Origin of the sequence: Bradyrhizobium genosp. A (genome assembly GCF_049949275.1) — a bacterium.
GTDB lineage: Bacteria > Pseudomonadota > Alphaproteobacteria > Rhizobiales > Xanthobacteraceae > Bradyrhizobium.
In genome coordinates, this window is the sequence record NZ_CP188196.1 from 3698772 (window position 1) to 3722127 (window position 23356).

The 23356-nt window shown below is 62.9% G+C and carries 24 protein-coding genes and 1 tRNA gene; 15 read left to right on the forward strand and 10 right to left on the reverse strand.

From position 1 onward, the window contains the following. Nucleotides 1–13 precede the first annotated feature (13 nt). Together rnz and ACP2YP_RS16995 are read left to right on the forward strand one after the other, a co-directional pair. The gene (rnz, locus tag ACP2YP_RS16990) at nucleotides 14–919 is read left to right on the forward strand and encodes a ribonuclease Z (protein ID WP_426425466.1); all 906 of its coding nucleotides are present in this window, start codon (nucleotides 14–16) and stop codon (nucleotides 917–919) included. A gap of 118 nt (nucleotides 920–1037) precedes the next feature. After that, nucleotides 1038–1241, forward strand: a complete 204-nt coding sequence (locus ACP2YP_RS16995) for a hypothetical protein (RefSeq protein ID WP_148771434.1) — start codon at nucleotides 1038–1040, stop codon at nucleotides 1239–1241. A gap of 36 nt (nucleotides 1242–1277) precedes the next feature. Here ACP2YP_RS16995 and ACP2YP_RS17000 read toward each other — a convergent pair whose 3' ends face one another. Then, nucleotides 1278–1424, reverse strand: coding sequence for a hypothetical protein (locus ACP2YP_RS17000; protein WP_426425468.1), 147 nt, complete (start codon nucleotides 1422–1424; stop codon nucleotides 1278–1280). A 258-nt stretch (nucleotides 1425–1682) separates the two neighbouring features. On the opposite strand from ACP2YP_RS17000, the gene ACP2YP_RS17005 reads away from it, so the two are divergent. From ACP2YP_RS17005 to ACP2YP_RS17035, 7 genes are all read left to right on the forward strand, one after another. After that, nucleotides 1683–1756: transfer RNA gene (locus ACP2YP_RS17005), tRNA-Gln, on the forward strand. Between the two features lie 158 nt (nucleotides 1757–1914). Then, nucleotides 1915–2277, forward strand: a complete 363-nt coding sequence (locus ACP2YP_RS17010; protein WP_426425469.1) for a DUF1428 domain-containing protein — start codon at nucleotides 1915–1917, stop codon at nucleotides 2275–2277. 301 nt (nucleotides 2278–2578) lie between these two features. After that, a complete protein-coding gene (locus ACP2YP_RS17015) occupies nucleotides 2579–3832 on the forward strand; it encodes an ABC transporter substrate-binding protein (RefSeq protein ID WP_426425470.1) in 1254 nt (417 codons plus the stop codon). Nucleotides 3833–3896: 64 nt separating this feature from the next. Then, nucleotides 3897–4760 (forward strand): branched-chain amino acid ABC transporter permease, encoded by an 864-nt coding sequence (locus ACP2YP_RS17020; RefSeq protein ID WP_426425471.1) that lies wholly within the window; start codon nucleotides 3897–3899, stop codon nucleotides 4758–4760. Further along, nucleotides 4760–5731 carry a branched-chain amino acid ABC transporter permease gene (locus tag ACP2YP_RS17025; protein ID WP_426425472.1) on the forward strand — a complete coding sequence of 324 codons (972 nt, stop codon included), beginning with the start codon at nucleotides 4760–4762 and terminating at the stop codon, nucleotides 5729–5731. Before ACP2YP_RS17020 ends, ACP2YP_RS17025 begins: the two co-directional genes overlap by 1 nt. Then, nucleotides 5721–6488 carry an ABC transporter ATP-binding protein gene (locus ACP2YP_RS17030; protein WP_426425473.1) on the forward strand — a complete coding sequence of 256 codons (768 nt, stop codon included), beginning with the start codon at nucleotides 5721–5723 and terminating at the stop codon, nucleotides 6486–6488. Before ACP2YP_RS17025 ends, ACP2YP_RS17030 begins: the two co-directional genes overlap by 11 nt. After that, nucleotides 6485–7204, forward strand: coding sequence for an ABC transporter ATP-binding protein (locus ACP2YP_RS17035; RefSeq protein WP_426425475.1), 720 nt, complete (start codon nucleotides 6485–6487; stop codon nucleotides 7202–7204). Before ACP2YP_RS17030 ends, ACP2YP_RS17035 begins: the two co-directional genes overlap by 4 nt. Before the next feature lie 104 nt (nucleotides 7205–7308). Here the strand turns inward: ACP2YP_RS17035 and ACP2YP_RS17040 are convergent, their stop codons facing one another. The 3 genes from ACP2YP_RS17040 to ACP2YP_RS17050 form a co-directional block, all read right to left on the reverse strand. Beyond that, entirely contained in the window at nucleotides 7309–7872 is a 564-nt protein-coding gene (locus ACP2YP_RS17040; protein WP_426425476.1) for an invasion associated locus B family protein, read from the reverse strand. A 64-nt stretch (nucleotides 7873–7936) separates the two neighbouring features. Next, nucleotides 7937–11074 carry a multidrug efflux RND transporter permease subunit gene (locus tag ACP2YP_RS17045; protein ID WP_426425477.1) on the reverse strand — a complete coding sequence of 1046 codons (3138 nt, stop codon included), beginning with the start codon at nucleotides 11072–11074 and terminating at the stop codon, nucleotides 7937–7939. Continuing rightward, complete coding sequence (locus tag ACP2YP_RS17050; RefSeq protein WP_426425478.1) at nucleotides 11071–12246, reverse strand: efflux RND transporter periplasmic adaptor subunit; 1176 nt, start codon at nucleotides 12244–12246, stop codon at nucleotides 11071–11073. Before ACP2YP_RS17050 ends, ACP2YP_RS17045 begins: the two co-directional genes overlap by 4 nt. Before the next feature lie 397 nt (nucleotides 12247–12643). Between ACP2YP_RS17050 and ACP2YP_RS17055 the strand changes: the two genes are divergently transcribed. The 6 genes from ACP2YP_RS17055 (at nucleotide 12644) to ACP2YP_RS17080 (ending at nucleotide 18837) form a co-directional block, all read left to right on the forward strand. Further along, on the forward strand, nucleotides 12644–12883 hold the full coding sequence (locus ACP2YP_RS17055; RefSeq protein ID WP_188101395.1) for a hypothetical protein: 240 nt from the start codon (nucleotides 12644–12646) through the stop codon (nucleotides 12881–12883). Between the two features lie 459 nt (nucleotides 12884–13342). After that, nucleotides 13343–15898: a TonB-dependent receptor gene (locus ACP2YP_RS17060; protein WP_426426182.1), complete on the forward strand. Its 2556-nt coding sequence runs from the start codon at nucleotides 13343–13345 to the stop codon at nucleotides 15896–15898. Between the two features lie 20 nt (nucleotides 15899–15918). Beyond that, on the forward strand, nucleotides 15919–16608 hold the full coding sequence (locus ACP2YP_RS17065) for a Fe2+-dependent dioxygenase (protein ID WP_426425480.1): 690 nt from the start codon (nucleotides 15919–15921) through the stop codon (nucleotides 16606–16608). Then, a complete protein-coding gene (gene exbB, locus ACP2YP_RS17070; RefSeq protein WP_426425482.1) occupies nucleotides 16605–17570 on the forward strand; it encodes a tonB-system energizer ExbB in 966 nt (321 codons plus the stop codon). Before ACP2YP_RS17065 ends, exbB begins: the two co-directional genes overlap by 4 nt. Before the next feature lie 3 nt (nucleotides 17571–17573). Continuing rightward, a complete protein-coding gene (gene exbD / locus ACP2YP_RS17075; RefSeq protein WP_426425484.1) occupies nucleotides 17574–18035 on the forward strand; it encodes a TonB system transport protein ExbD in 462 nt (153 codons plus the stop codon). 10 nt (nucleotides 18036–18045) lie between these two features. Then, nucleotides 18046–18837, forward strand: a complete 792-nt coding sequence (locus ACP2YP_RS17080; RefSeq protein WP_426425486.1) for an energy transducer TonB — start codon at nucleotides 18046–18048, stop codon at nucleotides 18835–18837. Between the two features lie 11 nt (nucleotides 18838–18848). On the opposite strand, the gene ACP2YP_RS17085 is transcribed toward ACP2YP_RS17080, so the two are convergent. From ACP2YP_RS17085 to ACP2YP_RS17110, 6 genes are all read right to left on the reverse strand, one after another. Continuing rightward, nucleotides 18849–19271 carry a hypothetical protein gene (locus ACP2YP_RS17085; protein WP_426426183.1) on the reverse strand — a complete coding sequence of 141 codons (423 nt, stop codon included), beginning with the start codon at nucleotides 19269–19271 and terminating at the stop codon, nucleotides 18849–18851. A gap of 94 nt (nucleotides 19272–19365) precedes the next feature. Next, nucleotides 19366–20046 (reverse strand): site-2 protease family protein, encoded by a 681-nt coding sequence (locus ACP2YP_RS17090; RefSeq protein WP_426425487.1) that lies wholly within the window; start codon nucleotides 20044–20046, stop codon nucleotides 19366–19368. A 123-nt stretch (nucleotides 20047–20169) separates the two neighbouring features. Next, complete coding sequence (locus tag ACP2YP_RS17095) at nucleotides 20170–20562, reverse strand: GFA family protein (RefSeq protein WP_426425488.1); 393 nt, start codon at nucleotides 20560–20562, stop codon at nucleotides 20170–20172. A gap of 3 nt (nucleotides 20563–20565) precedes the next feature. Further along, nucleotides 20566–21720 (reverse strand): serine hydrolase domain-containing protein, encoded by a 1155-nt coding sequence (locus tag ACP2YP_RS17100; protein ID WP_426425489.1) that lies wholly within the window; start codon nucleotides 21718–21720, stop codon nucleotides 20566–20568. A 26-nt stretch (nucleotides 21721–21746) separates the two neighbouring features. Continuing rightward, a complete protein-coding gene (locus ACP2YP_RS17105) occupies nucleotides 21747–22493 on the reverse strand; it encodes an SDR family NAD(P)-dependent oxidoreductase (protein WP_426425490.1) in 747 nt (248 codons plus the stop codon). Nucleotides 22494–22616: 123 nt separating this feature from the next. Continuing rightward, on the reverse strand, nucleotides 22617–23348 hold the full coding sequence (locus ACP2YP_RS17110) for an SDR family oxidoreductase (RefSeq protein ID WP_426425491.1): 732 nt from the start codon (nucleotides 23346–23348) through the stop codon (nucleotides 22617–22619). Between the last annotated feature and the right edge of the window lie 8 nt (nucleotides 23349–23356).

The window sequence follows — 23356 nt, forward strand, 5'->3', positions numbered from 1 at the left end:
ACAAGAGTAGGCAATGTTCGCCCTGACATTTCTTGGGACCTCGGCCAGCGTTCCGTCCATAGAGCGCAACCATCCGGCGCTTCTGCTGGAGGCCGCGGGCCAGCGCATGCTGATCGATTGCGGCGAGGGCACGCAGCGACAGTTGCTGCGAAGCGGCACCGGCTTTCGGCGGCTCGATCGCATTCTGCTGACGCACGGGCATCTCGACCATGTGCTCGGTATCCCCGGTCTGTTCTCGACATTGGGGCTGCGGCAGACCTCCGATGTGATGACCATCCATGGCGGCCCAGGCACGCTCGATATCGTCACCCGCATGCTCGCAGGCTTGTGGGGCGAGGGACGGGCGCCGATCGCGATAGAGTTCGCGCCGCTCTCTGAAGGGCAGGTTGTCGATGCCGGCGACTTCACCCTCGGCTGTTTTCCGGTCCGTCATCGTGACACCGACAGTTTTGGCTTCGTATTCCAAAGTCCTGCGCGCCGCCATCTCTTGTCTGATCGCCTCTCTGCGCTTGGTGTGCCCGATGGTCCCATGCGCGGCGAACTGGCCGCAGGTCGGCCGGTCATGATTGAGGGTGGCCGAACGATCGATCCGGAGGATGTCCTGGGTCCGCCGAGTGGCGGCAGGAAGCTGGTCGTGATCGGTGACACCGAGACCACCGAGGGACTATCGAAACATGTCGCGGATGCGGACCTGCTGGTGATCGAGGCGACGTTCCTGGATCGCGATGCGCCGACGGCGCGGGACTATGGCCATCTCACCGCGGCAGAGGCGGCTCGGTTCGCAGCTACGAATAACGTTCAGCAGCTCGTGCTGACCCATCTGTCTGGCCGCTATGAGGACGGAGAGATCATGGCCGAGGCGGCAAAGATCTTTCCGAACGTCCGGGTCGCCGCAGACTTCGATCGTATCACTGTTTAGGCAGTGCGTTGCACGGCCATTAATCTTACCTGTCAAGGTTGACGCGATTTCATTCCCGCAACCGCGCACCAGCACGATATCTTCGCGCGATCAGAAATCAGTCTGTATTGAGAGTACCATGTCGCGTTCCGTTGAATTGATCGTTGAGGGCTATGTGAGGCTGAACGATCGCGATGCGCTGGAAGATATTTTGGCGCATCGCCAGGACCTGCTGCGGCAGCTGGTGGCCGTGACCGGTGTGGACCCGCAGCACTCCATCGCACAGGTGAGCGAGGAAATCACCATTATCGAAGCCGGACTTGCGACGCTCGTCCCCGAATAGCTGTCTTGGGAGATCGCGCTTCGGCCGACGGCGCGCTCAGCTCAGCAGGCCCGACTTGATCGCGATCTCCTGCACCGTGCTCGTCAGCCGCATCAGCTTCGGCAGCGCCTGATCGCGAAAGGTCGGCATGTCCATGCGCATCGCATCCACGGTGACGCTCAGCCCGGCGATCACAAAACCCAAGCCCGATCTCGTCGTCGGCTTCGGCGGCGGCAGCGCGGTGGAAGAAGGTGATCGAGGCCGCGAATATCAAGATGGAGTAGGGGGCGGCGCGTGTGCTTGAGTGAGGGCGGCTGCGCTGTGATCCGTGCACAGCCGCGCTTGCCAGCCTCAGGCTGAGCAGGTAGAACCTGCCACGCCTGAGCCGTGATTTGCGCAGACCGCGCTTCCGGCCACTGTCGGACAGATCAGTAAGATATTGAATTTGTTCGACTATTCCGTTGGGGAATGGTGTAACGGTAGCACAACAGACTCTGACTCTGTTTGTCTAGGTTCGAATCCTAGTTCCCCAGCCAATTCGGGCGCTTTCCTAAGCTCAGAATCGCGGTTATCCCGGGGCCTGCCGTGCCGTGCCGCGGCTCGCGACGGTTTGCCTCATCCCGACTTTGCCATCGCCGGTCGGATCGGCGAGCGTCCGATCGTCCTCGGGACGTACAACCCAAGGAGATCCGTGATGTCTTATGTCGATGGTTTCGTGCTGGCCGTACCTAAGGACAAGATCGAGGCCTACAAGGCGCTGGCCCGAACGGCTTGCGCGGTGTGGATGGAGCACGGCGCGCTCGATTATGTCGAATGCATCGGCGATGACGTCCCCTATGGTGAGCTCACATCCTTTCCGCGCGCGGTGATGGCAACGGAGGATGAGGTCGTGGTGTTCTCGTGGATCGTCTACCGCGATCGAGCGAGCCGCGATGCCGTCAACGCCAAGGTGATGGCCGATCCGCGGCTGAAGGGCTCCGGCATGCCGTTCGACGGCAAGCGCATGATCTATGGCGGCTTCACGACGCTGCTGCGGGCGAGCGACGCGGTCGGCTGAAAGCGCTTCGTAGCGCTGCGTAGGGTGGGTTAGCGACAGCGTAACCCACCACTTTCGCCCCCGCGCAAACATAAGTCGGTGGGTTACACTGTCGCTAACCCAGAACGACGCCAGATAGAACCTCGCGCGCCTGCGCAATCGCTGCTTCCTTGTGCAGCATCGTCGCAGTCCATTTCACCTTGCCGGTGCTCCGCTGGCATGCCATCCTCTCATCGCCAGGCATAATCAAACGGAAGCGGGCGTTTCGTCCGAGCCTTCCAAAAAATCTTGGTTGGGGAAACCCTTTGGGAGGTCTGATTTCATGACTTTGAAGCACGTCACGGGGCTCCTTTGCGCGGCCGCGCTGTCCCTTGCGTTCGCGGCCGACGCGCGCGCCGAGGACAAGGTGGTCAAGATCGGCGTGATCCTGCCGATGTCGGGCGGCACTGCCTCGATCGGCGCGCACGCCAAGGCGGCGCTCGAAGTGGCCATGGACATTATCAACAATGCGCATCCCGAGCTCGGCAATTTGCCGCTGGCCAAGAACGCAGGCCTTGCCGGGCTCGGCGGCGCCAAGATCGAGGCGGTCTTCGCCGACAACCAGGGCAACCCGGCGACGGGGCAGAACCAGGCGCTGCGCCTGATCACGGAAGACAAGGTCGCGGCCGTGTTCGGCGCCTATCAGTCCGGGATCACGCTGACCTCGAGTGCGATCGCCGAGAAATACGGCATTCCCTATTTGAACTCGGAATCGGTCGCCGCCAATCTGACCGAGCGCGGCTTCAAATGGTTCTTCCGCACCACGCCGATCGCAACAGATTTTGCGAAAGCCTATGTCGATTTCATCGCCGACATGAAGGCGAGCGGCGCCAAGACCGACGCGATCGCACTGGTCCACGACAACACCGAATACGGCACCTCGGTCGCCAACACGATCAGCGCCGCTTTCAAGGAGAAGGGGCAGCCGGTAGCGCTCGACGTCGCCTATCCCGTCAACGCGACCGATGTGCAGGGCCAGGTGCTCCAGCTCAAGGACAAGAAACCCGACGTGATCATCATGATCAGCTACACGTCGGATGCGATCCTGTTCGCCAAGACCATGCAGTCGCTCGACTACAAGCCGTCGATCCTGCTCGCCGACGATGCCGGCTATTCCGACCCGTCCTTCATCAAGGCGGTGGGCAAGATCTCGCAAGGCGTGTTCAACCGCTCGTCATGGGCGGTGGGCCCGTCCGGCTCGCCGTCGGCCATCATCGCCGACTTGTACAAGAAGAAGAGCGGCGAGGAGATGGACGACACTGTCGGTCGCCAGATGCAGGGCTTCTTCGTGCTCGCCGACGCGATCGACCGCGCCGGCTCGACCGATCCCGCCAAGATCCAGGCCGCTCTGAAGGCGACGGACCTGAAGCCGGAACAGTTGATGATGGGCTACAAGGGCGTGAAGTTCGATGACAAGGGCCAAAACGTTCTGGCCTCCGGCCTCATCATCCAGCTCCAGGATGGCGAGAACTACGTCTCGGTATGGCCGAAGGCCAGTGCCGAGAAGCCGCCGGTTCTGCCCTACAGGGGCTGGTGAGATTTTTTGAAGGCGAGGCCGCGCGCCCCGCCCGTCCCATGATTTGATCAGAGCAACGCAGCTCATGTCCTTCGTTCTGGTGCAGGTGATTGTCGGCGGGCTTCTGCTTGGCGCCGTCTACGCCCTGTTTTCCTCGGGCCTCACGCTGGTGTGGGGCATGATGAACATCGTCAATTTCGCGCACGGCGATTTCGTCATGCTCGGCATGTATGTTGCTTATGTCGTCTACGCCTTGATGGGAGGCGGGCCGATCCTCGGCGCGCCGCTGGCGACGCTGGTGCTCGCAACCGTCGGCGTCGTCGTCTACTTCGCCCTGATCCGCGACATCATGAAGGGGCCGATGCTGGCGCAGATCCTCGGCACCTTCGGCCTCGCACTGCTGCTGCGCTATTCCGTGTTCTGGTGGTTCGGCGCCAATTTCCTGTCGATGCCGCAGGATATTGTCGGCGGCACTTATGCGTTTGCGGGCCTGCGCATCGAGGCCTCGCGGCTGCTGGCCGGCGTGGTCGCGCTGCTGGTGACGCTTGGCCTGCATCTGTTGCTGACGCGTACCTCGCTCGGCTCGAAAATGCTGGCGGTGGCGGAGGATCAGACCGCGGCGCAGCTCATGGGCATCCAGCCCGACACCATGCAGGCGATCGCCTGGGCGATCGCGGCCGGCGCGACGGGACTGGCCGGCGCGCTGATCGCGAATTTCTTCTACATCGTGCCAACGGTCGGCGAGACGCTCAGCATCGTTGCCTTCGTCACGGTGTCGCTCGGAGGCTTCGGCAGCGTGCCCGGTGCGCTGGTCGCGGGCCTATTGATCGGCGTGATCGAGTCGCTGTCCGGCTATCTGATCGGCGCGGTCTACAAGGACATCGTCGTCTATGTCCTGTTCCTGTTCTTCCTCTGGTTCCGGCCACAGGGCCTGATGGGGAAGATGTGATGCGGCGCCTGATCTGGCTCTCGGTCGTCGCGGCCGTTGCGATTGCCTATCCGCTGCTGTTGTCCTCGCCGTTCCAGCAGCGCCTCGGCGCGCTGGTATTGCTCTACGCCATCGCGGCGTCCGCCTGGAACATCGTCGGCGGCTATGCCGGCCAGGTCTCGGTCGGCCATGTCGTGTTCTTCGGCTGCGGCGCCTACGCAGCGATGGGCTCTTACGCAAAATTCGGTCTATCGCCGTTGTTTGGTATCCCCGGCGGCATCGTGCTGGCGGTCGGGCTCGCCGCGATCATCGGCGTGCCGACGCTGCGGCTATCAGGCCATTATTTCAGCATGGCGACGATCGCGGTCGCCGAGACGATGCGGCTGATCGTGACCAACACCAACTGGCTGGGCGCGGCCGTCGGCCTCTCGGGTCCGACCGTGCCTCGCAACATCTTCGATCTCTCGTTCCTGTCGTCGCTGCCGTACTTCTATCTCTTCCTTGTCATCCTCTCGATCACGCTGTTCATCACCTGGTGGATGACCAACAGCCGGATGGGATTTTACCTGCGCGCGATCAAGGATTCCGAGCGCGCCGCGCGCTCGCTAGGCGCGCCCGCGAGCCGGACCAAGCTTTACGCCTACATGCTGAGCGCGGCATTCACCAGCGTCGCCGGTGCGCTCTATGCGATGATGTTCGGCTTCGTCGATCCCGAGTCCGGGCTTGGCATCCTGATCTCGGTGAAGATCCTGATCATGGCCGCGCTCGGTGGGGCGGGGTTGCTGTTCGGGCCACTGGTGGGCGCGGCGATCCTCGTGCCATTGGAAGAGATCTCCAACAGCTGGCTCGGCGGCAAGGGTGCCGGACTCACCTTCGTGCTTTATGGCGCGATCATCGTGCTGATCGCGCGCTTCCAGCCCGGCGGCCTGCTCAGCCTGTTCACGCGACGCAGGAAGCCAACGACCGATGCAGGAGCTGGCCATGCTCCTTGAGGCGCGCGGGATCACCAAGGCGTTCGGCAGCTTCAAGGCGGTGGATGACGCCTCCGTGACGCTGGAGCAGGGCGACATTCTCGGCCTGATCGGCCCGAATGGTGCGGGCAAGTCGACCTTCTTCAATTGCATGACCGGCGATCTCAAGACCACTTCGGGCCGCGTCCTGTTCGAGGGACGCGACATCACCGATTTCGCGCCGGAGCTGCGCGCCGGGCTCGGGCTTGCCCGTACCTTCCAGGTGCCGCAGACATTCGAGGGCATGACGGTGCTGGAGAACGTCATGATCGGTGCGTTCCTGCGCACCGCACATCGCAAGGAAGCCGAGACCAAGGCGCGCGCCGTGCTGGAGCGCGTGGGCATGATCAGGCTTGCGGATGCGCCGGCGCGCTCGCTCGGCACGCCCGGCCGCAAGCGGCTGGAGATTGCCCGCGCGCTCGCGACCGAGCCAAAAGTGTTGCTGCTCGATGAGGCCATGGCGGGCCTCAACGCGCACGAGGTGAAGCTCGCGATCGATCTCGTCCGCGACATCCATCGCTCCGGCATCACGCTCGTCATCGTCGAGCACATCATGGAAGTGATCATGTCGCTGGCGAGCCGCGTGATGGTGTTTCACCAGGGCAAGGAGATCGCCCGCGGGTCACCCCGCGAGGTCACCTTGAATCCGGCGGTAATCGAAGCCTATCTCGGCAAACGCGCGGCGAAGGCGGCCGCCGGCCACACGCCGGTCGAGCTGATGGGCGGGCCGGATCTATGAGCGGACCGTTGCTCAGGATCGAACATCTCGAGGTGCGCTATGGCGACCTCATCGGCGTCTCCGACGTCTCGCTGGAGGTGCCGGAGGGCAGCGTCGTCGCGCTGCTCGGCTCCAATGGCGGCGGCAAGACCACGACGCTGAACGCGATCGCCGGCCTCATCCCCGTACATTCAGGAACGATCAGCTTTCGCGGCGAGGATATCGCCGGCCAAAAGGCCTTTGCGATCGTGCGCAAGGGGCTGGCGCTCTCGCCGGAAGGCTGGCGCCTGTTCGTGCAGCAGAGTGTCGAGAACAACCTCATGCTCGGTGCGACGCCGCTGCACGACAAGTCGCGCCAGGCCACGCTGCTCGAGCGCGTCTACGAGATTTTTCCGCGACTGAAGGAACGCCGCAACCAGCGCGCCGGCACCATGTCCGGCGGTGAGCGGCAGATGCTCGCGGTCGGTCGCGCGTTGATGAGCGACCCGAAGCTCCTGATGCTGGACGAGCCATCGCTCGGCCTCGCGCCGGCGGTGGTCGAGTCCATGTACGAAACATTTGGTCGCCTGCATCGCGAAGGCCTGACCATCCTGCTCGCCGAGCAATCGATCGAGCTCGCGCTGGAGGTCTCGGACTTCGCCACCGTGCTCCAGGTCGGCAGGAGCGTGCTGTCCGGCACCGCGGCGGCATTGGCCGAGGATCCGCAGGTGCAGAAGGCCTATCTGGGCGTGGACTGACCGGCTGCCCTCTGGACACTTGCGTGCGGCCATACGCGATGACCAGACGCCTGACGGCGCTGTTGTCGGCAACGCGCGGATGGCGCGACGGTAGAGGCGGGCTCTTACTTGATCTTGTCGAAGGCCGCCGCGAAATCGTTCAGCGGCATTGGGATCGCAATCGTCTCCTTGGCCATGTTCTGGAAGGAGACCTTCAACTGCTTGCCCGACTTCAGGCTCGCCAGCAGGTCCGGCGCGATCGGCGTAGAGGCGTAGCAGCCGCGGTTCTCGCAGGTCTGGATCTGGAGATCGACCGTCTTGCCCTCGTCGACCTGGAGTTTCGCGCCGACCGGGAGGTTGAGGCCGAGCGGCAGCTGAAGCAGGGCGACCGGCATGCGGGTATCGGGGGCGATGCGGATGTTAACTAGCACGATGGTCTGGCCGGTCTTGGTCAGGACCGCGTTCTGCTCGATCGCGCATTCGAGCGGAGCGTCGCGGCTCGCGCTGGTGCAGCGCGCGATCCAGCCCGGCTGCGCCGGAGCGCCCTCGGCCTGCGGCTGGGTCGGTGCGGGAGCGGGCTGCGCGGCAGGGGGAGCTCCGTTCTTCTTGGCACCCTGCTGGGCATGCGCGGCGCCCGTGGACAATAGGGCAGCGGCGGCGAGAGCAACAAGTCTGGATTGCATGAGCATGGCGAGACCGCGTTGGCGTGAACCGAGGGCCACGCTGTAGCGTTGCGGGAGCCGCGGTGCAAGCTTACTCGGCGGCTTCCTTGACGGTGCCGTGCCCGGTCGTCTCGTGCCCTTCGTCCTCGGCCGGATGGCTCTTGAACAGGTTCGAGAACTTGTCGAGATAGAGATAGACGACCGGCGTGGTGAACAGCGTCAGCGCCTGGCTGACGATCAGGCCGCCGACCATGGCGTAGCCGAGCGGCTGGCGGATCTCGGCGCCGGTGCCGTGGCCGAGCATCAGCGGCACGCCGCCGAGCAGCGCGGCCATCGTGGTCATCATGATCGGGCGGAAGCGGAGCAGCGCGGCCTGGCGGATCGATTCCTCCGGCGTCTTGCCGTCGCGTTCGGCGGCGATGGCGAAGTCGACCATCATGATGCCGTTCTTCTTCACGATGCCGATCAGCAGGATGATTCCGATCAAGGCAATGAGGCTGAAGTCGAAGCCGGCGGCCATCAGAATGAGCAGCGCGCCGACGCCGGCCGAGGGCAGGGTCGACAGAATCGTGATCGGATGGATGTAGCTCTCATAGAGGATGCCGAGGATCAGATAGACCACGACCAGCGCAGCAAGGATCAGCAGCGGCACGGTGCCGAGCGATTGCTGGAATGCCTGCGCAGTGCCCTGGAAGCTCGAATTGAGTGTCGGCGGGGCGCCGAGATCGGCCATTGCCTTCTGCACGGCTTGCGTGGCCTGGCCGAGCGCGACGTCCTGGGCGAGGTTGAAGCTGATCGTGATCGCCGGGAACTGGCCCTGGTGGCTGATCGAGAGCGGACGGACCGGATCGGTGGTCCAGGTCGCAAAGGTCGACAGCGGCACCTGGTCGCCGGTCAAGGGCGATTTCAGATAGAGCTTGTTCAGGCTGTCGAGACTGGCCTGCATCTCCGGCAGGATTTCCAGGATCACGTGGTAGCTGTTGAGCTGCGTGAAGTACTGGGTGACTTGTCGCTGGCCGAATGCATCGTAGAGCGTGTCGTCGATCAACTGCGGCTGAATGCCGTAGCGCGAGGCAGTATCGCGGTTGATCGTGAGCTGAACCGTAGTGCCCTGCGTCTGCTGGTCGGTCGCGACGTCGCGCAGCTCCGGCAGCGTCTGCATCTTGGCGAGAATCTTGGGCGCCCATTCGTTCAGCTCGCCGAGGTCGGCGTCCTGCAAGGTGAACTCAAACTGCGTGCGCGTCGGACGGCCGCCGAGCCGGACGTCCTGCGCCGCCTGCATGTAGAGCCGGGCGCCTTCCACCTTGTCGAACTTCGGGCGCAGCCGCGCGATGATCTGCTGGGCCGAGGCCTCACGCTGGTCGCGAGGCTTCAGCGTGATGAACAGGTTGCCGTTGTTGCCGGCACGGCCGCTGCCGCCGATCGCCATGGCCACGCTGGCAACGTCGGGGTCGGCCATGATGATCTTGCCGAGCTGCTCCTGGCGTCTGACCATATCTTTGAAGGAAATGTCCTGGGAGGCCTCTGAGGTGGCGGTGATCAGACCGACGTCCTGCTGCGGGAAGAAGCCCTTCGGGATCAGGACGAAGAGATAGACCGACACAGCCAGCGTGGCGAAGAAGATCACGAGTGTGGTGCGGCGCCAGGCCAGCGCGTGGTCCAGCCCGTATTCGTAGCCGCGCAGCATCGCGTCGAAGGCGCGCTCGCTCCACTGGTAGAACTTGCCGTGGGTGACTTCGCTGTGGGAGCGCAGGAAGCGCGAGGCCATCATCGGCGTCAGCGTCAGCGACACGAACATCGAGACGAAGATCGTCATCGCCAGCACGACGGCGAATTCGCGGAACAGGCGTCCGATGATGCCGCCCATCAGCAGCAGCGGGATCAGCACCGCGACCAGCGAGACACTGATCGACACGATGGTGAAACCGATTTCCTTGGAGCCTCTGAAGGCAGCGGCGAGCGGCTTGTCGCCTTCCTCGATGTAGCGCGTGATGTTCTCGAGCATCACGATGGCGTCGTCGACGACGAAGCCGACCGCAATCGTGAGCGCCATCAGGGACAGATTGTCGAGCGAATAGCCGAACACCCACATCAGGGCGCAGGCGCCGAGTAGCGCCAGCGGAACCGTGATGGCGGGAATCACGGTCGCCCAGAAGCTGCGCAGGAAGATGAAGATGACCATGACCACGAGGCAAATGGTCAGCAGCAGCGTGAACTGCACGTCCGCGACTGCGGCGCGGATGGTGGTGGTGCGGTCGCTGATGAGCTCGATCTTGATCGCGGGCGGGATCGCCGCAACGAGGCGGGGCAGGGTCGCCTTGATCCGGTCGACAGTTTCGATGACGTTGGCACCCGGCTGCTTGAACACGACCAGGAATACGCCGCGCTTGCCGTTGGCCCAGGCCGCCTGCTTGGCGTCCTCAGGACCGGTGACGGCCTGGCCGATATCCTTGATCCGCAAGGGGCCGCCGTTGCGGTAGGCGATGATGACGTCGTTCCAGTCCTTGGACTGCAACAATTGGTCGTTGGCGTAGATCGTGTAAGCGCGCTTGTCGCCGTCGATATTGCCCTTGGGGCTGTCGACGGTGGTGATCGCGATGGCACTGCGAACGTCCTCCAGCGACAGGCCCTTGGCGACGAGCTTGCCCGGATCGACCTGGACGCGGACGGAGGGTTTCTGCTGGCCGCCGATGAAGACCTGCGCAACGCCGGAGATCTGGCTGATCTGCTGGGCGAGCTGGGCGTCAATCGAATCGCTGACAGTGGTCAGCGGCAGCGTGTCCGACGTCGCCGACAACAGCAGGATCGGTGAGTCCGCCGGGTTGACCTTGCGGTAGGTCGGCGGCGAGGGCAGGTTCTTCGGCAACTGGCCGCTGGCGGCGTTGATCGCGCCCTGCACGTCGTTGGCGGCACCGTCGATGCTGCGGTTGAGGTCGAATTGGATGGTGATCGAGGCGGTGCCCAGATAGCTCGTCGAGGTCATCTGCGCGATGCCGGGAATCTGGGCGAACTGGCGCTCCAGCGGCTGCGCGACCGACGAGGCCATCGTCTCCGGGCTGCCGCCCGGCAAATTGGCCGTGATCTGGATGGTCGGAAAGTCCACCTGCGGCAGCGGGGCGACCGGCAGCAGGGGATAGGCGACGAGACCGACAAAAAGAATGCCGGCCATCAGCAGCGATGTGCCGATGGGATAACGGATGAAAGGTGCCGAAATCCCGCCTTCGGTCATTCCTGCTCAACCTTGTTTTTCTGAACCGGATCCGAACTCGCCACGGCGGTCGAAACGAGACTGCCGGGCTGCACCTTATACTGACCGCCGGTGATCACCTGCTGACCGGCGCTCAAACCTTCATCGACGACCGAACGTCCGTCGATGGAGTAGCTGACCTTGAGCTTGCGAACCTCGGCCTTGTTGTCCTGGCCGACGGTATAGGCGTAGAGGCCGTTGGTCGAATGCAGCACCGCGTCATCGGGGACGATGGTCGCGTCCTTCAGGGTCCGCACCAACAGGCGTGTCGACACCGATTGTCCCGGCCACAGTGTGTGTTCCCTGTTGTCGAACACCGCCTTGAGCCGAATAGTCCCGCTGGTCGTATCAACCTGGTTGTTGATGACGGCAAGCTTACCCTCGGCCAGCGTCTTCTTGCCGTCGGTGGTGAACGCGATCACCTTGAGCTCGCCGGACTTCTGGCCCTCGCTGATATAAGGCAGCTGGTCTTCCGGCGCGGTGAAGATCACCGTGATCGGCTCGACCTGCGCGATGGTGACGACGCCGGTCTGGGACGAGGCGTTGACGATGTTGCCGATGTCGACCTGACGCAGGCCGGCGACGCCGGTGATCGGCGACTTGACCTGGGTGTAGTCGAGCTGGGTCTGGGCGTTGGAGATCGCGGCTTCGTCGGCGGCGATCTGGGCGGTGAGCTGGGCAACGGTGGAGCGTTGCGTATCGGTCTGCTGCCGCGTCGCGAATTCGCCGAGCTTGGTGTAGCGCTGCAGATCGAGATTGGCGTTGGCGAGATTGGCCTCGTCCTGTGCCCTCTTGGCCTTGGCCTGATCGAGGACGGCCTGGAACGGTCGCGGATCGATCTCGACCAGGAGATCGCCTTGCTTGACCATTTGGCCTTCGGTGAAGGCGATCTTGTCGATCTGGCCGTCCACCCGGGTCCGGACTTGTACGGTGTTGAAGCCCTGCACCGTGCCGAGGCCGGTCAGGTAGACCGGAAAGTCGGCCTTCTGGACCGGCGCGATGCTCACGGGCACGGCGGCGACCCGCGGCGCACTCTTCTGCGAGGCCTGGGCCTTCGCGGCCTCAGTCGCCAAGTATCGCTGCCAGCCGTAATAGCCGCCTCCGGCCACAGCTGCGATGACGAGAATCCACAGGATCGGCCGTGACTTTTTCATATTTGAGCGTATCGGCTTGTATGCCCAAACAACGAATTGCGGGGCTATGAAAGGGTTCCAGCAAGGCTTGTATAATACACGCCAAGTTCCAGTGTAAACAGCACTATCCGTTGAGAATCCTAAACAATTGGAAAGCTTTGCACCCCGTAGGCAATCAGGTGACGCGGCGGTGTGCAGTGCTGCATTTTCCCGATGCAAGCCGACAAAGTGCAAAAGCTAGGCAGTGCGCGCGGACCGCGTAAGCGGTCAACCATGCGGTGGCGTCGCATGCGGTTGGACGCAGCTTCGATGTGTCGGGTTGATCGCAGTTAGGACGGTTCTAAACCGGCCGCGTGCCGTATCGGTTGTCAGGAAAATCAGCGTCGTTCATATCGGCCCGCCACAAATGGAGCATATGATGGACGAGCTGAACGGCAAGCTGATCGCGTGTCAGATTCTGATCACGGGGTTGATTGCGCGCGTCGCCAATGAACAGCGCGATCCCCTGCGCTTCCTCACCGACTTTCGCGACGAGATCAAAGCCGTCGTCAACGGCGTCAACATCGCCGGCATGGACAACACCGATCGCGTGCGCGCGACCGCGCAGCGCACCGTCGACGAATTGTTCTCGCTGATGAAGCCGCCGAGCAGCGACTGACGGCTGCGCAAAATGATGCGCGAAGACAAGCGCTGCCGTGTCGGACTGCTTCAACGCGTCGCGCGGCATTTCGGCAATTTCAAATTCGTAATATTAGAATCGGTTTGAACTGGAGCGATTCAAGTGGTCGCGCGGGCCTTCTCGCATTGACCTGATTTTTTGCACTGCCCCATCGTTCGTCGCGCATGTTGGTCTACTACGACACGCTCTATCGTAGCGCCGTGCCGTTCGTCGCGGTCGCGCAGCCAGCATCGCAACGACAAACGTTGGCTCCCGTTTAGAATGCTTACAAGCTCGAGTTTAGAACCATTTCAAACTCCGGTTTAGAATCGTTTTGATCTGGATCGATTCAAGACGACTGCTGCCGTGATTGCGTTGACCCACTTTACCCCGCTCGATACCACCAGCGTGTCGCATTGTCGCAATGCGGCGCATTGCAGAAACGGAATGGGGCGTTGGATGGGTATGGCGAGGGCTCCGCGGTCGTTGCGGTCGACCGCGGCACGGCAAGCATTTGGCAGCAATTTCGATATTGCGGCCGGCAAGACCGTTTCCACTGTTGCAAGCTTGATTGCGGTGGCGTCCGTCTCGAGCGGAGCGCAGGCACAGCAATCAACTCTGCCGCCCGTGAACGTCGACGCGCCGAAGGAGCGACCGCGCACCACCGCCGCGAAGCCGACACCCGACCAGGTCCGCGCCCGGAACGCGCTGCGTCGTGCCGCACAGCAGCGTCAGCAGGCCGCAACCGCTCCAGTCATCGATGTGCCCGGGCCGGCGCCCGATCGCAATCCCTATGCGGACCCGGCTGCACCCTACAAGGTTGATCACGTTCAGGCCGGCGGCAAATTTCCGGAGAAGCTGGTCGACACGCCGAAGTCGATCACCGTTCTCAGCAAGGAAGTGCTCGAGGACAAGAACGCCACGACGCTGAAACAGGCGATCCTGAGCACGGCCGGCGTGACGCTCGGTACGGGCGAGGGCGGCAACGCTTTCGGTGACCGTTTCTTCATCCGCGGCTTCGATGCCCGCAACGACGTCTTCATCGATGGCGTGCGCGATTCCGGCGTCAGCGTCCGCGAGAACTTCTTCACCGAGCAGGTCGAGATCCTGCGTGGTCCGGGCTCGACTTTTGCCGGGCGCGGTACGGCCGGTGGTGCGATCAACATTGTCACCAAGCAGGCGACGGCGGAAAAGAGCTTCTACAACATGGACACCACGTTTGGCACTGACAGGACCAAGCGTGTGACGCTCGATGTCAACCAGGTGATCGATCCGACGTTCGCCGTCCGCGCCGGCGGCCTGTTTCAGGATGCCGATGTTGCCGGACGCAGCTATGTGAGAGACAATCGCGACGGTGCGTTCGTCGCCACCACCTGGAAGCCGGTGGATGCGGTCAAAATCACAGCAGGTTACGTCCATACCGAGCTGACCGGCCTCCCGGATTTCGGCGTGCCGTACTACCGGCCGAGCACCGCGACGACTGCAGGTGGGCCCTTCCCGGACTTCGGCTCTAGCCGCAACAACTGGTACGGCTTCGTCAACCGCGATTTTTACCGGACTGGTCAGGATATCGGCTCGCTCAACGCGGAAGCGCAGATTACGCCTGACCTGCTGATCACCAACAGGTTCCGGGATTCTCACTCTACGCAGAACTACATCGGTACGCTTCCAGAGTCGCCGACGCTTGCCCCGGGTGCTCCGTTTACGGCCTACACGCTTACTGCAAATCCGCAGAGCCGCTATCAAGCCACGGATGTGATCGCCAACCAGACGGAGGCGACTTACAAGTTTAACGATGGTGTTGGATTTAAACACACGGCGCTTGCTGGCTTTGAGTATGATCACGAGACGTCGTCGATCGACAGCTATACGGGCCTTGCCTCGGAAGCGCTGCCGGGAGGCTTCATCGGCAACTCGTTGTCTGGCGTGAGCGTGTTCTACCCACAATACACGAACCTTCCGTTCGGAATCCCCGCCGGCCTTACAGGCAAGCCGACAGACATTCGGATCGACACCAAAAGTGTCTACGCGATGGATACGGCCAACTATAACGACCTGCTGATCCTGAACGGTGGCGTCCGCTACGACGACTACAATATCAAGGTGAACGGCTGGGGTTCGGTCAACGGAGGAAACCTGAACGCTTTCGGCCAGCAACAACAAGACTACGGGATGCCGAATTTCAATCTCGGCGTCACCCTGAAGCCGTTGCCGAATGGAAGCGTCTACGTGGCCTACGCGACCTCGTCGAACCCGGTCGGTGCCGAATTTGACGGCACGAGCATTCAGTACGGAGGCCTTGCGCCGGTCTTGAACGGCGCCCCTCCTCAGATATTCGGTCCGGAAAAGAACAAGGCGATTGAACTTGGTACCAAGTGGGAGCTGTTCGACCGGCATCTGCTGGTGACAGCCGCGCTCTTCCAGACAGAAAAGGAAAATGCTCGCGAGTCGCGTAACGTGACGGCTGCCACTGCGACTGCAGCATGTCCCTACACAGCAACGACAGGGAATGTCTCCTGCATCACCGCAGGCGCGGCATATCGCATTCGCGGTATTGACCTTGGAGTTGGCGGCAAGATCACCGACAAGTGGAGTGTCTTCGGCGGTCTAGTGTTGATGCAATCGGAGGTCACGAAGTCGCTGATCCCGCCTGCGAATCCGATTCTCTACAGCACGAACGTTGGCCTGCCGCTCACGAACGTGGCGCATCAGTCATTCAGCATGCTCAGCAAGTACCAACTGAACGACACGTGGGAGCTTGGCGGCCAGGCGGTCTACCGTTCGAAGATCTATGGCGGTACGTTCCTCGCGGCGAACCAGGGCACATCGATCCCCGGCTATTGGCGTTTCGATGCCTTCGCCGAGGCCAAGATCAACAAGAACTGGCAAGTGAAGCTGTTCGTCAACAACATCTTCGACAAACGCTACTATGACGCGCTGTACCAGAGCGCCGCGCCCTTCGTGCTGGAAGCACCAGGTCGCGCGGCCTATCTGGTGATCTCCGCGCGCTACTGATGGAGAGATAACGAGGTGCCATGCTGACATGCATAGAAGGCGTCCTGAGCAAGGACGATGTGGCGGAGTTCCGCCGCATCATGGACGCCAGCGAATGGGAAGACGGCCGTTCTACCGCGGGCGCGCAATCAGCAATGGTCAAGCGCAACGAGCAGTTGCCGCCGGATGGCGAGGTCGCGCGCAAGCTCGGCAATCGCATCATCTCGGCGCTGACGTCGAACCCGCGATTTCTGGCAGCCGCGATCCCGCTCCAGATCTTTCCGCCGCTGTTCAACCGCTATGCGGCGGACAGCGGCCATCATTTCGGCCTGCATGTCGACAACGCGATCCGCGGCGACCGGCTGACCGGCCTTCGCATCCGCACCGATCTTTCGGTGACGCTGTTCCTCAGCGAGCCCGAGGACTACGACGGTGGCGAACTTGTGATCGAGGACACCTACGGCTCGCACGAAGTCAAGTTGCCTGCCGGGGACTGCGTGCTCTATCCCTCGACCAGCCTGCATCTGGTCACGCCGGTGACGAGGGGGGCGCGGGTTGCGTCTTTCTTCTGGCTTCAGAGCATGATACGCGACGATCACGCCCGCAGCATGATCTTTGACCTCGACACCGCCATTCAGGCGCTGGTGGCACGGCTCGGGCGTGACGATCCCGAAACGGTCAAATTGACGGGCATCTATCACAACCTTATTCGCACCTGGGCCGAAGTATGAAGATCACATCTTTCCAAGCAAGCCTCGCTGCCGCCGTGCTGCTCACGGCCACCTGGCTCGCAGCTCCTGTTTCTGCCCAGATACAAACCCAGCAGGCCGCGCCGGCGCGGCCCGCGGCACCCGTGGCGGCTCAGCCGGCTCCCGCCGCTGCGGCTCAGCCAAGCGCGATTGCAGCGCCCGCGGCCGGGACGCCTGCCGCATCGTCGCCCGATGCTGTCGTGGCTCCGGCACCCGAAGCGAGTGGCGCTGCGAAGGCCGGCATCGCGCCGGCCATGAAGGAATTGTCGCCCTGGGTGATGTTCATGTCGGCGGACATCATCGTCAAGGCGGTGATGATCGGGCTTGCCTTCGCCTCGCTCGTGACCTGGACCGTCTTCATCGCGAAATCGATCGAGCTGTCGGTCGCGTCCGCCAAGCTGCGTTCGGCGTTGAAGAAGGTCGCGGAGGTGCGCTCGCTTGCGGAAGCGCAGATGGCGCTCGGCAGCAGGGAGGGCATCCTGCCGTCGTTCCTGACGGCGGCGCTGCGCGAGGCGCGGATGTCGGCGGGCCTCTCCAGCGACAGCGGCATCAAGGAGCGCGCGGCCTCGAGCTTCGCCGAGATCGTGCGCGCGGAAGCGCGGCGCATCCGCATCGGCATGGGTGTGCTTGCGACCATCGGTTCGACGTCGCCGTTCGTCGGCCTGTTCGGCACCGTTTGGGGCATCATGAACAGCTTCATCGGCATCTCGAAATCGCAGACCACTAACCTCGCGGTCGTCGCCCCGGGCATCGCGGAGGCGCTGCTCGCCACCGCCATCGGTCTCGTCGCGGCGATCCCCGCCGTCATCATCTACAATCACTTCTCGCGTGTGACGAAGAGCTATCTCGAGCTCGTCAGCCGCGCCTCGGGTGCTGCGGCCCGGCTGTTATCGCGCGATCTCGACCGCAGCCACGGCGGCGCGCATTCGCGCGCGGCGGAGTAAGCCATGGCTGTCTCGCTCACAGACAATGATGACGACGACGATTTCTCGGAGACGCATGACATCAACGTCACGCCGTTCATCGACGTCATCCTGGTGCTGCTGATCATCTTCATGGTCGCGGCACCGCTGTCGACGGTCGATCTGCCGATCGACCTGCCGACGTCGAGCGCGATGCCGCAGAAGAAGCCGGACAAGCCGACCTATGTCAGCATCAAGCCCGATCTGACGCTCGCCATCGGAGAAAACGCGGTCAAGCGAACCGACCTGGTCAGCTCGCTCGACGGAATCTCTGACATGAGCAAGGACAAATACGTGTTCCTGCGCGCCGACAAGACCGTGCCTTACGGCGAGTTGATGGGCGTCATGGAAATCCTGCGGTCCGGCGGTTATTCTCGGATCAAGCTGGTGGCGCTCGAGGCACCTCCTGCGGCGGCTGGGCCGGCGCAAGGAGCGGTTCAACCCTGATGGCAGCGCGATGACCGACCCCGTGTTCGAGGCAAAAACCTCGCGGCCGTTGTGGATCCTGGCCGCTGTTGCGGCGATTGGCCTGCACCTTGGCGGGGCCGCGCTGGCGCTGGCGAACCTTCGCCCCGATGACGGTGACGATGGCCTCGGCGCCAACGGCGCGGAATACGCCGTCGAAATGACCTCGCCAAAACTCTCCGAGACGGATTTGCTGCCTGGCCCGGACAGCGAAGCCTCGCAGTTCCAGCCGCAGCAGATGCAGCAGCAGGCCGAGGTGAAAGAGACCGATCTGCCGAAGGAAATACCTCAGGAAGCTGAAGACCCGGACCGCCTCGTCACCGAGAACGACTCCAAGAAGCCGGTCGAGGACACCACGAAGGTGGCGAAGGTCGAAACCCAGGCGATCGAGGAAATGCCGAACGCCCAGGAATCGGCGAGGCAGGCGCTGAACGAAGACGCGCGCGAGGACGAGAAGGCGGCCGCCCCCCACCAGGGCATCGGCAAGGACCTTCGCAAGCTGACGGCCGAATGGGGCAAGCGCATCAGTGCCTATTTCGAGATTCACAAGCGCTATCCCAAGGACAAGAGCAAGACGACGACGGTCAAGCTCAGCCTGGTCCTGAACCGCCGCGGCAATGTCGTCTCCGTCGACGTGGCCGAGTCCTCGGGCGATCCCGCTTTCGACGATGCGGCCATATCGATGGTGCGCCGCTCGGATCCCGTGCCGGTCCCGCCGGCCGACCTCACGGACGATCAGTTCGCCTTCAGCCTGCCGGTGAATTTCAAGAAGCCGTCGAAATAGGCGGCGTGGCTTCAGCGCCAGTAGAACTTGATCCCGACGTAGACCACGACCAGGCAGGCGAAGATCAGCGCCACCGGGAGGGGGCGCTTCTCGGTTCCGCCAAACATCGTTGCCCCGAACTTGGCGGCCTTCTTCGGCTTGGGCGCGGGGCGCCGGAAGGCGGTAACATTGTCCGCCGCCGGCTCAGCCGGCCGGCTGCGTACATCGGGCGGGTTCCCGGTGCCGCCCATCTCCAGGTAATAGGATTTGTAGACTTCGGCGATGGTGGCCTCTGCCGCCTCGCCTTCGCTCATCCGTTCCAGCAGCTTCTTGTAGCCATCGAGGAAGCCCTGTGCGTCCGCAGGCAGCGCCGACAACCCATTCAGCTTGGCCATCATCTTCCACGTGGCGAAATCGGCGCGGGCACGGGTGTCGGCGCGTCGCGCAATCAGCATATCGGCAGCTTTGACCAAGTTGGCCTCTAGCCCTTCGGCTTTGTCTTCAAGTGCAGGATATTCAAGTGCAGCGTCTTAAACTGTACGGCTTCAACTACGCATTGCCGGTCAGCAAGAGAACAGCTTGAATCACATAACCGGTCAACGTTCGCAGTATTGCTGAAATAACATCAAGATTTAGACCGAACTGGGAACCCGCCAGCGGCAGCAGGATCAAGAGCGCGATCAGGATCAGCATGCCGAACGGCTCGAGTCGTGATAGCGGCAGGGCGAGCGGACGGGGCAACAGCCCGACCGCGACCCGTCCGCCGTCGAGCGGTGGGATCGGCATCATGTTGAAGACCGCTAGCACGGCGTTGATCAGCAGCGCATTCTTGAGGTTGTCGAAGATCCATTGCGCCGAACCGGCCGGAGCCCAGGGCAGGGCATGGAGGGCAAGGCCTGCGACGAGCGCCAGCAGGATGTTGGTGGCGGGACCGGCCAGCGCCACCCAAACCATGTCCAGCTTCGGATTTTTGAGATTGCGATAGTTCACCGGGACCGGCTTGGCATACCCGAACAGGAACGGCGAATGCGCAAACAGCAGCATCGCCGGCAGGATCAGGGTGCCGAACGGGTCGATATGGCGGAGCGGGTTGAAGCTGACGCGGCCGAGCTGCCAGGCGGTGTTGTCGCCGAGACGGTGCGCGACGAAGCCGTGCGCGGCCTCATGGAAGGTGATGGCGAGCACCAGTGGCAGCACCCAGACGGAGAGGTCATAGTAGGAAATGTTCACGTTGCATCTGTCCCGGTTTGCCTGTCCGCCTTGCAGACGACCCGGCCAAACCGGCGGTGCAGCAACGCTTCAGCTCAACATAGGGCGGCCGGTTCCGAAATGCCACGCTGCAAATGATCGTCGTCACGCCGGGATCGTCGTCTCATATTGCAGCAGGCCGTCGTCGAGCTTCAGCCAGGCGAGCTTTTCCGAGACCCAGATGTGTTCGGTCGGCGTGAAGGCATTGCGGTCGTCGAAGGTTGTGAGCGCCACGCCCGCCAGCGTACCATTGCGGCGCCAGGAGAACAGTCGCGTGCCGCAATTCTTGCAGAACACGCGATCGATATTCTCGGACGATGCATAGCGGCTGGTGTCACCCTCGACGGTCAGCGCTTTCTGGTCGAACTGGGCGCGGGCGAAGTAGGGCGAGCCCATCGCCTTCTGGCACAAGCGGCAATGACAGATGCGCACGTTCAGCGGCTCGCCTTCCGCCTTGAACCGTACTGCGCCGCAGAGGCATCCACCTTCCCGGATCATGGCTCAGGCCACCCGCCATTCGCTGACCTGGCGCGCCATGTTCCAGTTGAGCTCGTCGAGGTCGTCATCCATTTTGGTATTCGGCCGGCTCACATTGCTGAAGGCGGCCCAGCAGAAGCCGCCATGGGTTCTGACCGCGATGGTGCTGGTGCCGGGCAGGCTGCCATTGTGCCACCAATTGCCTGACTTGTTGATGCAAAAACCCTTGGCGTAGTCCGGGCTGTAGCTGGGCGCTGTCGTCATGATCTCGATGCTGCGTGGCCGCAGGATGTTCGCTGGTCGCGTATAGCCGTCGACATGCATCAGGAATTGCACGAGGTCCGTCGGCGTCGCGATCCAGCCACCATGGGAATCCATCCGCCGGACATTCATGCCGTAGGGACTTTCGACCTTGCAGTAATAGGCGACTTCGCCGGCCTGGCGCTGATCGCTTGTGTTGCCGGCGATCGTCATGTTGGTGATGCCGCAACGGCCGAGCACCTCGGCACGGACGTGCTCGGCATAGCGCTGGCCGGTGAGCTTCTCGATGACCCGGCCCAGCACGCAATAGCCGAAATTGGAGTAGGCGTAGTGCTGGCCCGGCGGACGGTCCAGCGGCCGGTTCGCCAGCGTCCACGTGATGAGCTGCGCATGATCCATGTGCGGATGCGTGAACATGGGATCGCGGTTGTCGTTGGTCCAGCCGCCGCCGGTATGGGTCAGGAGATGCTCGAGCGTGATCTGGTCAATGCCGGGCGAGTAGGGCGGCGCGCCGTAATCGGTGCCGAGCAGCGCGCCGGGGCCGAACACGCGGTCGGTGAGCTTGACGCGGTTCTCCTCGATCAACCGAAACAGCGTGACCGAGGTGATCATCTTGCTGACGCTGGCGATGCGAAACAGATGCTGCGGCGTCGCTGCTTCATTCTGCTCGCGATCGGCAACGCCAAAGGCGGCCTGATGGACGATCGCACCGGCGTAGCCGATCGCAAAGGAGAGCGCCGGCACCTCGAACTTGTCCATGAAGGTCTGCGCCAACCGGCCCATCGCCGTGCGCTCGGCCGGCGAGGGCGGGCGGATGCTCGCCGGGTTGGGCGCGAGCTGCGCCAGCGCACCGTGCGAAAAAGGTAGCGCGCCTACGCCCGCTGCGAGCTTCACAAAATCCCGACGTCCGAGGGTCATGGCCACCTCCTGGGGCGGCCAATGCTTCAGTAAGTCGCCCGTCCCCCGGAAATATCAAAGACCGCGCCGGTGGAGAAGGCACAATCTTCCGATGCAAGCCACGCGGCCATCGCGGCAAGCTCTTCCACCAGCACGAAACGCGCTTTGGGGATTTTCGACAGCATGAAATCGATATGCTGCTGCGTCATCTGGTCGAAGATCGCGGTCTTCGCCGCCGCCGGCGTCACCGCATTCACGAGAATGTCATGGGCGGCGAGCTCCTTGCCGAGCGACTTCGTCAGTGCGATCAGGCCAGCCTTGGAAGCCGAGTAGTGCGACGCGTTCGGATTGCCTTCCTTGCCGGCGATCGAGGCGATGTTCACGATCCGTCCGTATTTCTGCTTGAGCATCGTCGGCACGATGGCCTTGCAGACGATGAAGGGGCCGTCGAGGTTGATCCGCAGCACCTTGCGCCATTCCTCGAGATCGGTCTCCCAGACCGGCTTGTTGACGCCAGCAATGCCGGCATTGTTGATGAGGATGTCGATCCTGCCGAACGCGGCGAGCGTGGCATCGCGCGCCTGCTCGACGCCGGCGGTGTCGGTGACGTCGACCTTGAAGACGCGGACGTTGTCGCCGATTTCCTTCGCGGTCTTCTCGGCCAGCGCCGAGTCAAAATCCCAGATCGCGACCTTGGCGCCGGAGGCGATGAAGCGCTCGGTGATGGCACGGCCAAAACCCTGCGCGCCGCCAGTGACGATCGCCGCGCGGCCGTTGAGATCAATCTTGTTCATCGAAAAATCCCCTTATCTATCCCACATGGTGAGGAGCGCGCAATTGGCGCGCGTCTCGAACCATAGAGCCCGTGGCCCATCCCTCGAGACGGCGCTGTCGCGCCTCCTCGGGATGAGGAGTGATCAGAGCATGTAGCCGCCGTCGACGACGAGGTCCACACCGGTGGTGAAGGCGCTCTCGTCACTGCCGAGATAGACTGCCATCGACGCGATCTCGTCGGCGGTGCCGAGCCGGCCCATCTTCTGGCGGGAGATGAACATCTCCTTGCCCTGCGGCCCCTGCGCGGCGGCGCGGTCGAGCATCGAGGGCGTCTCGACGGTACCAGGGCAGATCGAGTTGCAGCGGATGCCCTTGGTGATGAAGTCGAGCGCGACGGCGCGGGTCAGCAGCGACACGGCCGCTTTCGAGGAGCTATAGACGTAGCGGTTCGCCGGCGGCCGCAGCGCGGCGCAGGACGAGATGTTGATGATGCTGCCGCCACCGCCCGCGAGCATGTCGGGCAGGAACGCCCTGATGGTCCGATGCATCGACTTGACGTTGAGGTCGAACGAGAAATCAAAATCCTCTTCCGAGCACTCCAGGATGGTGCCGTGATGCACGAAGCCGGCGGCGTTGAGCAGGATGTCGATCTTGCCGATCCGTTTGGCAAAGGCGTCGACGTCGGCGGTGTTGCGCACGTCGAGCTTTGCGACCTCGGCGATGCCTTCCTTCGTCAGGCCCGCGATGCCGGCCTCGTTGATGTCGGTGGCGATGACGGTTGCGCCCTCACGCGCAAATGCGAGGGCGCATGCGCGCCCGATGCCAGCGGCTGCAGCCGTAATGACGGCGCGCTTACCCTTGAGGCGGTCTGCCATGTTGTTTT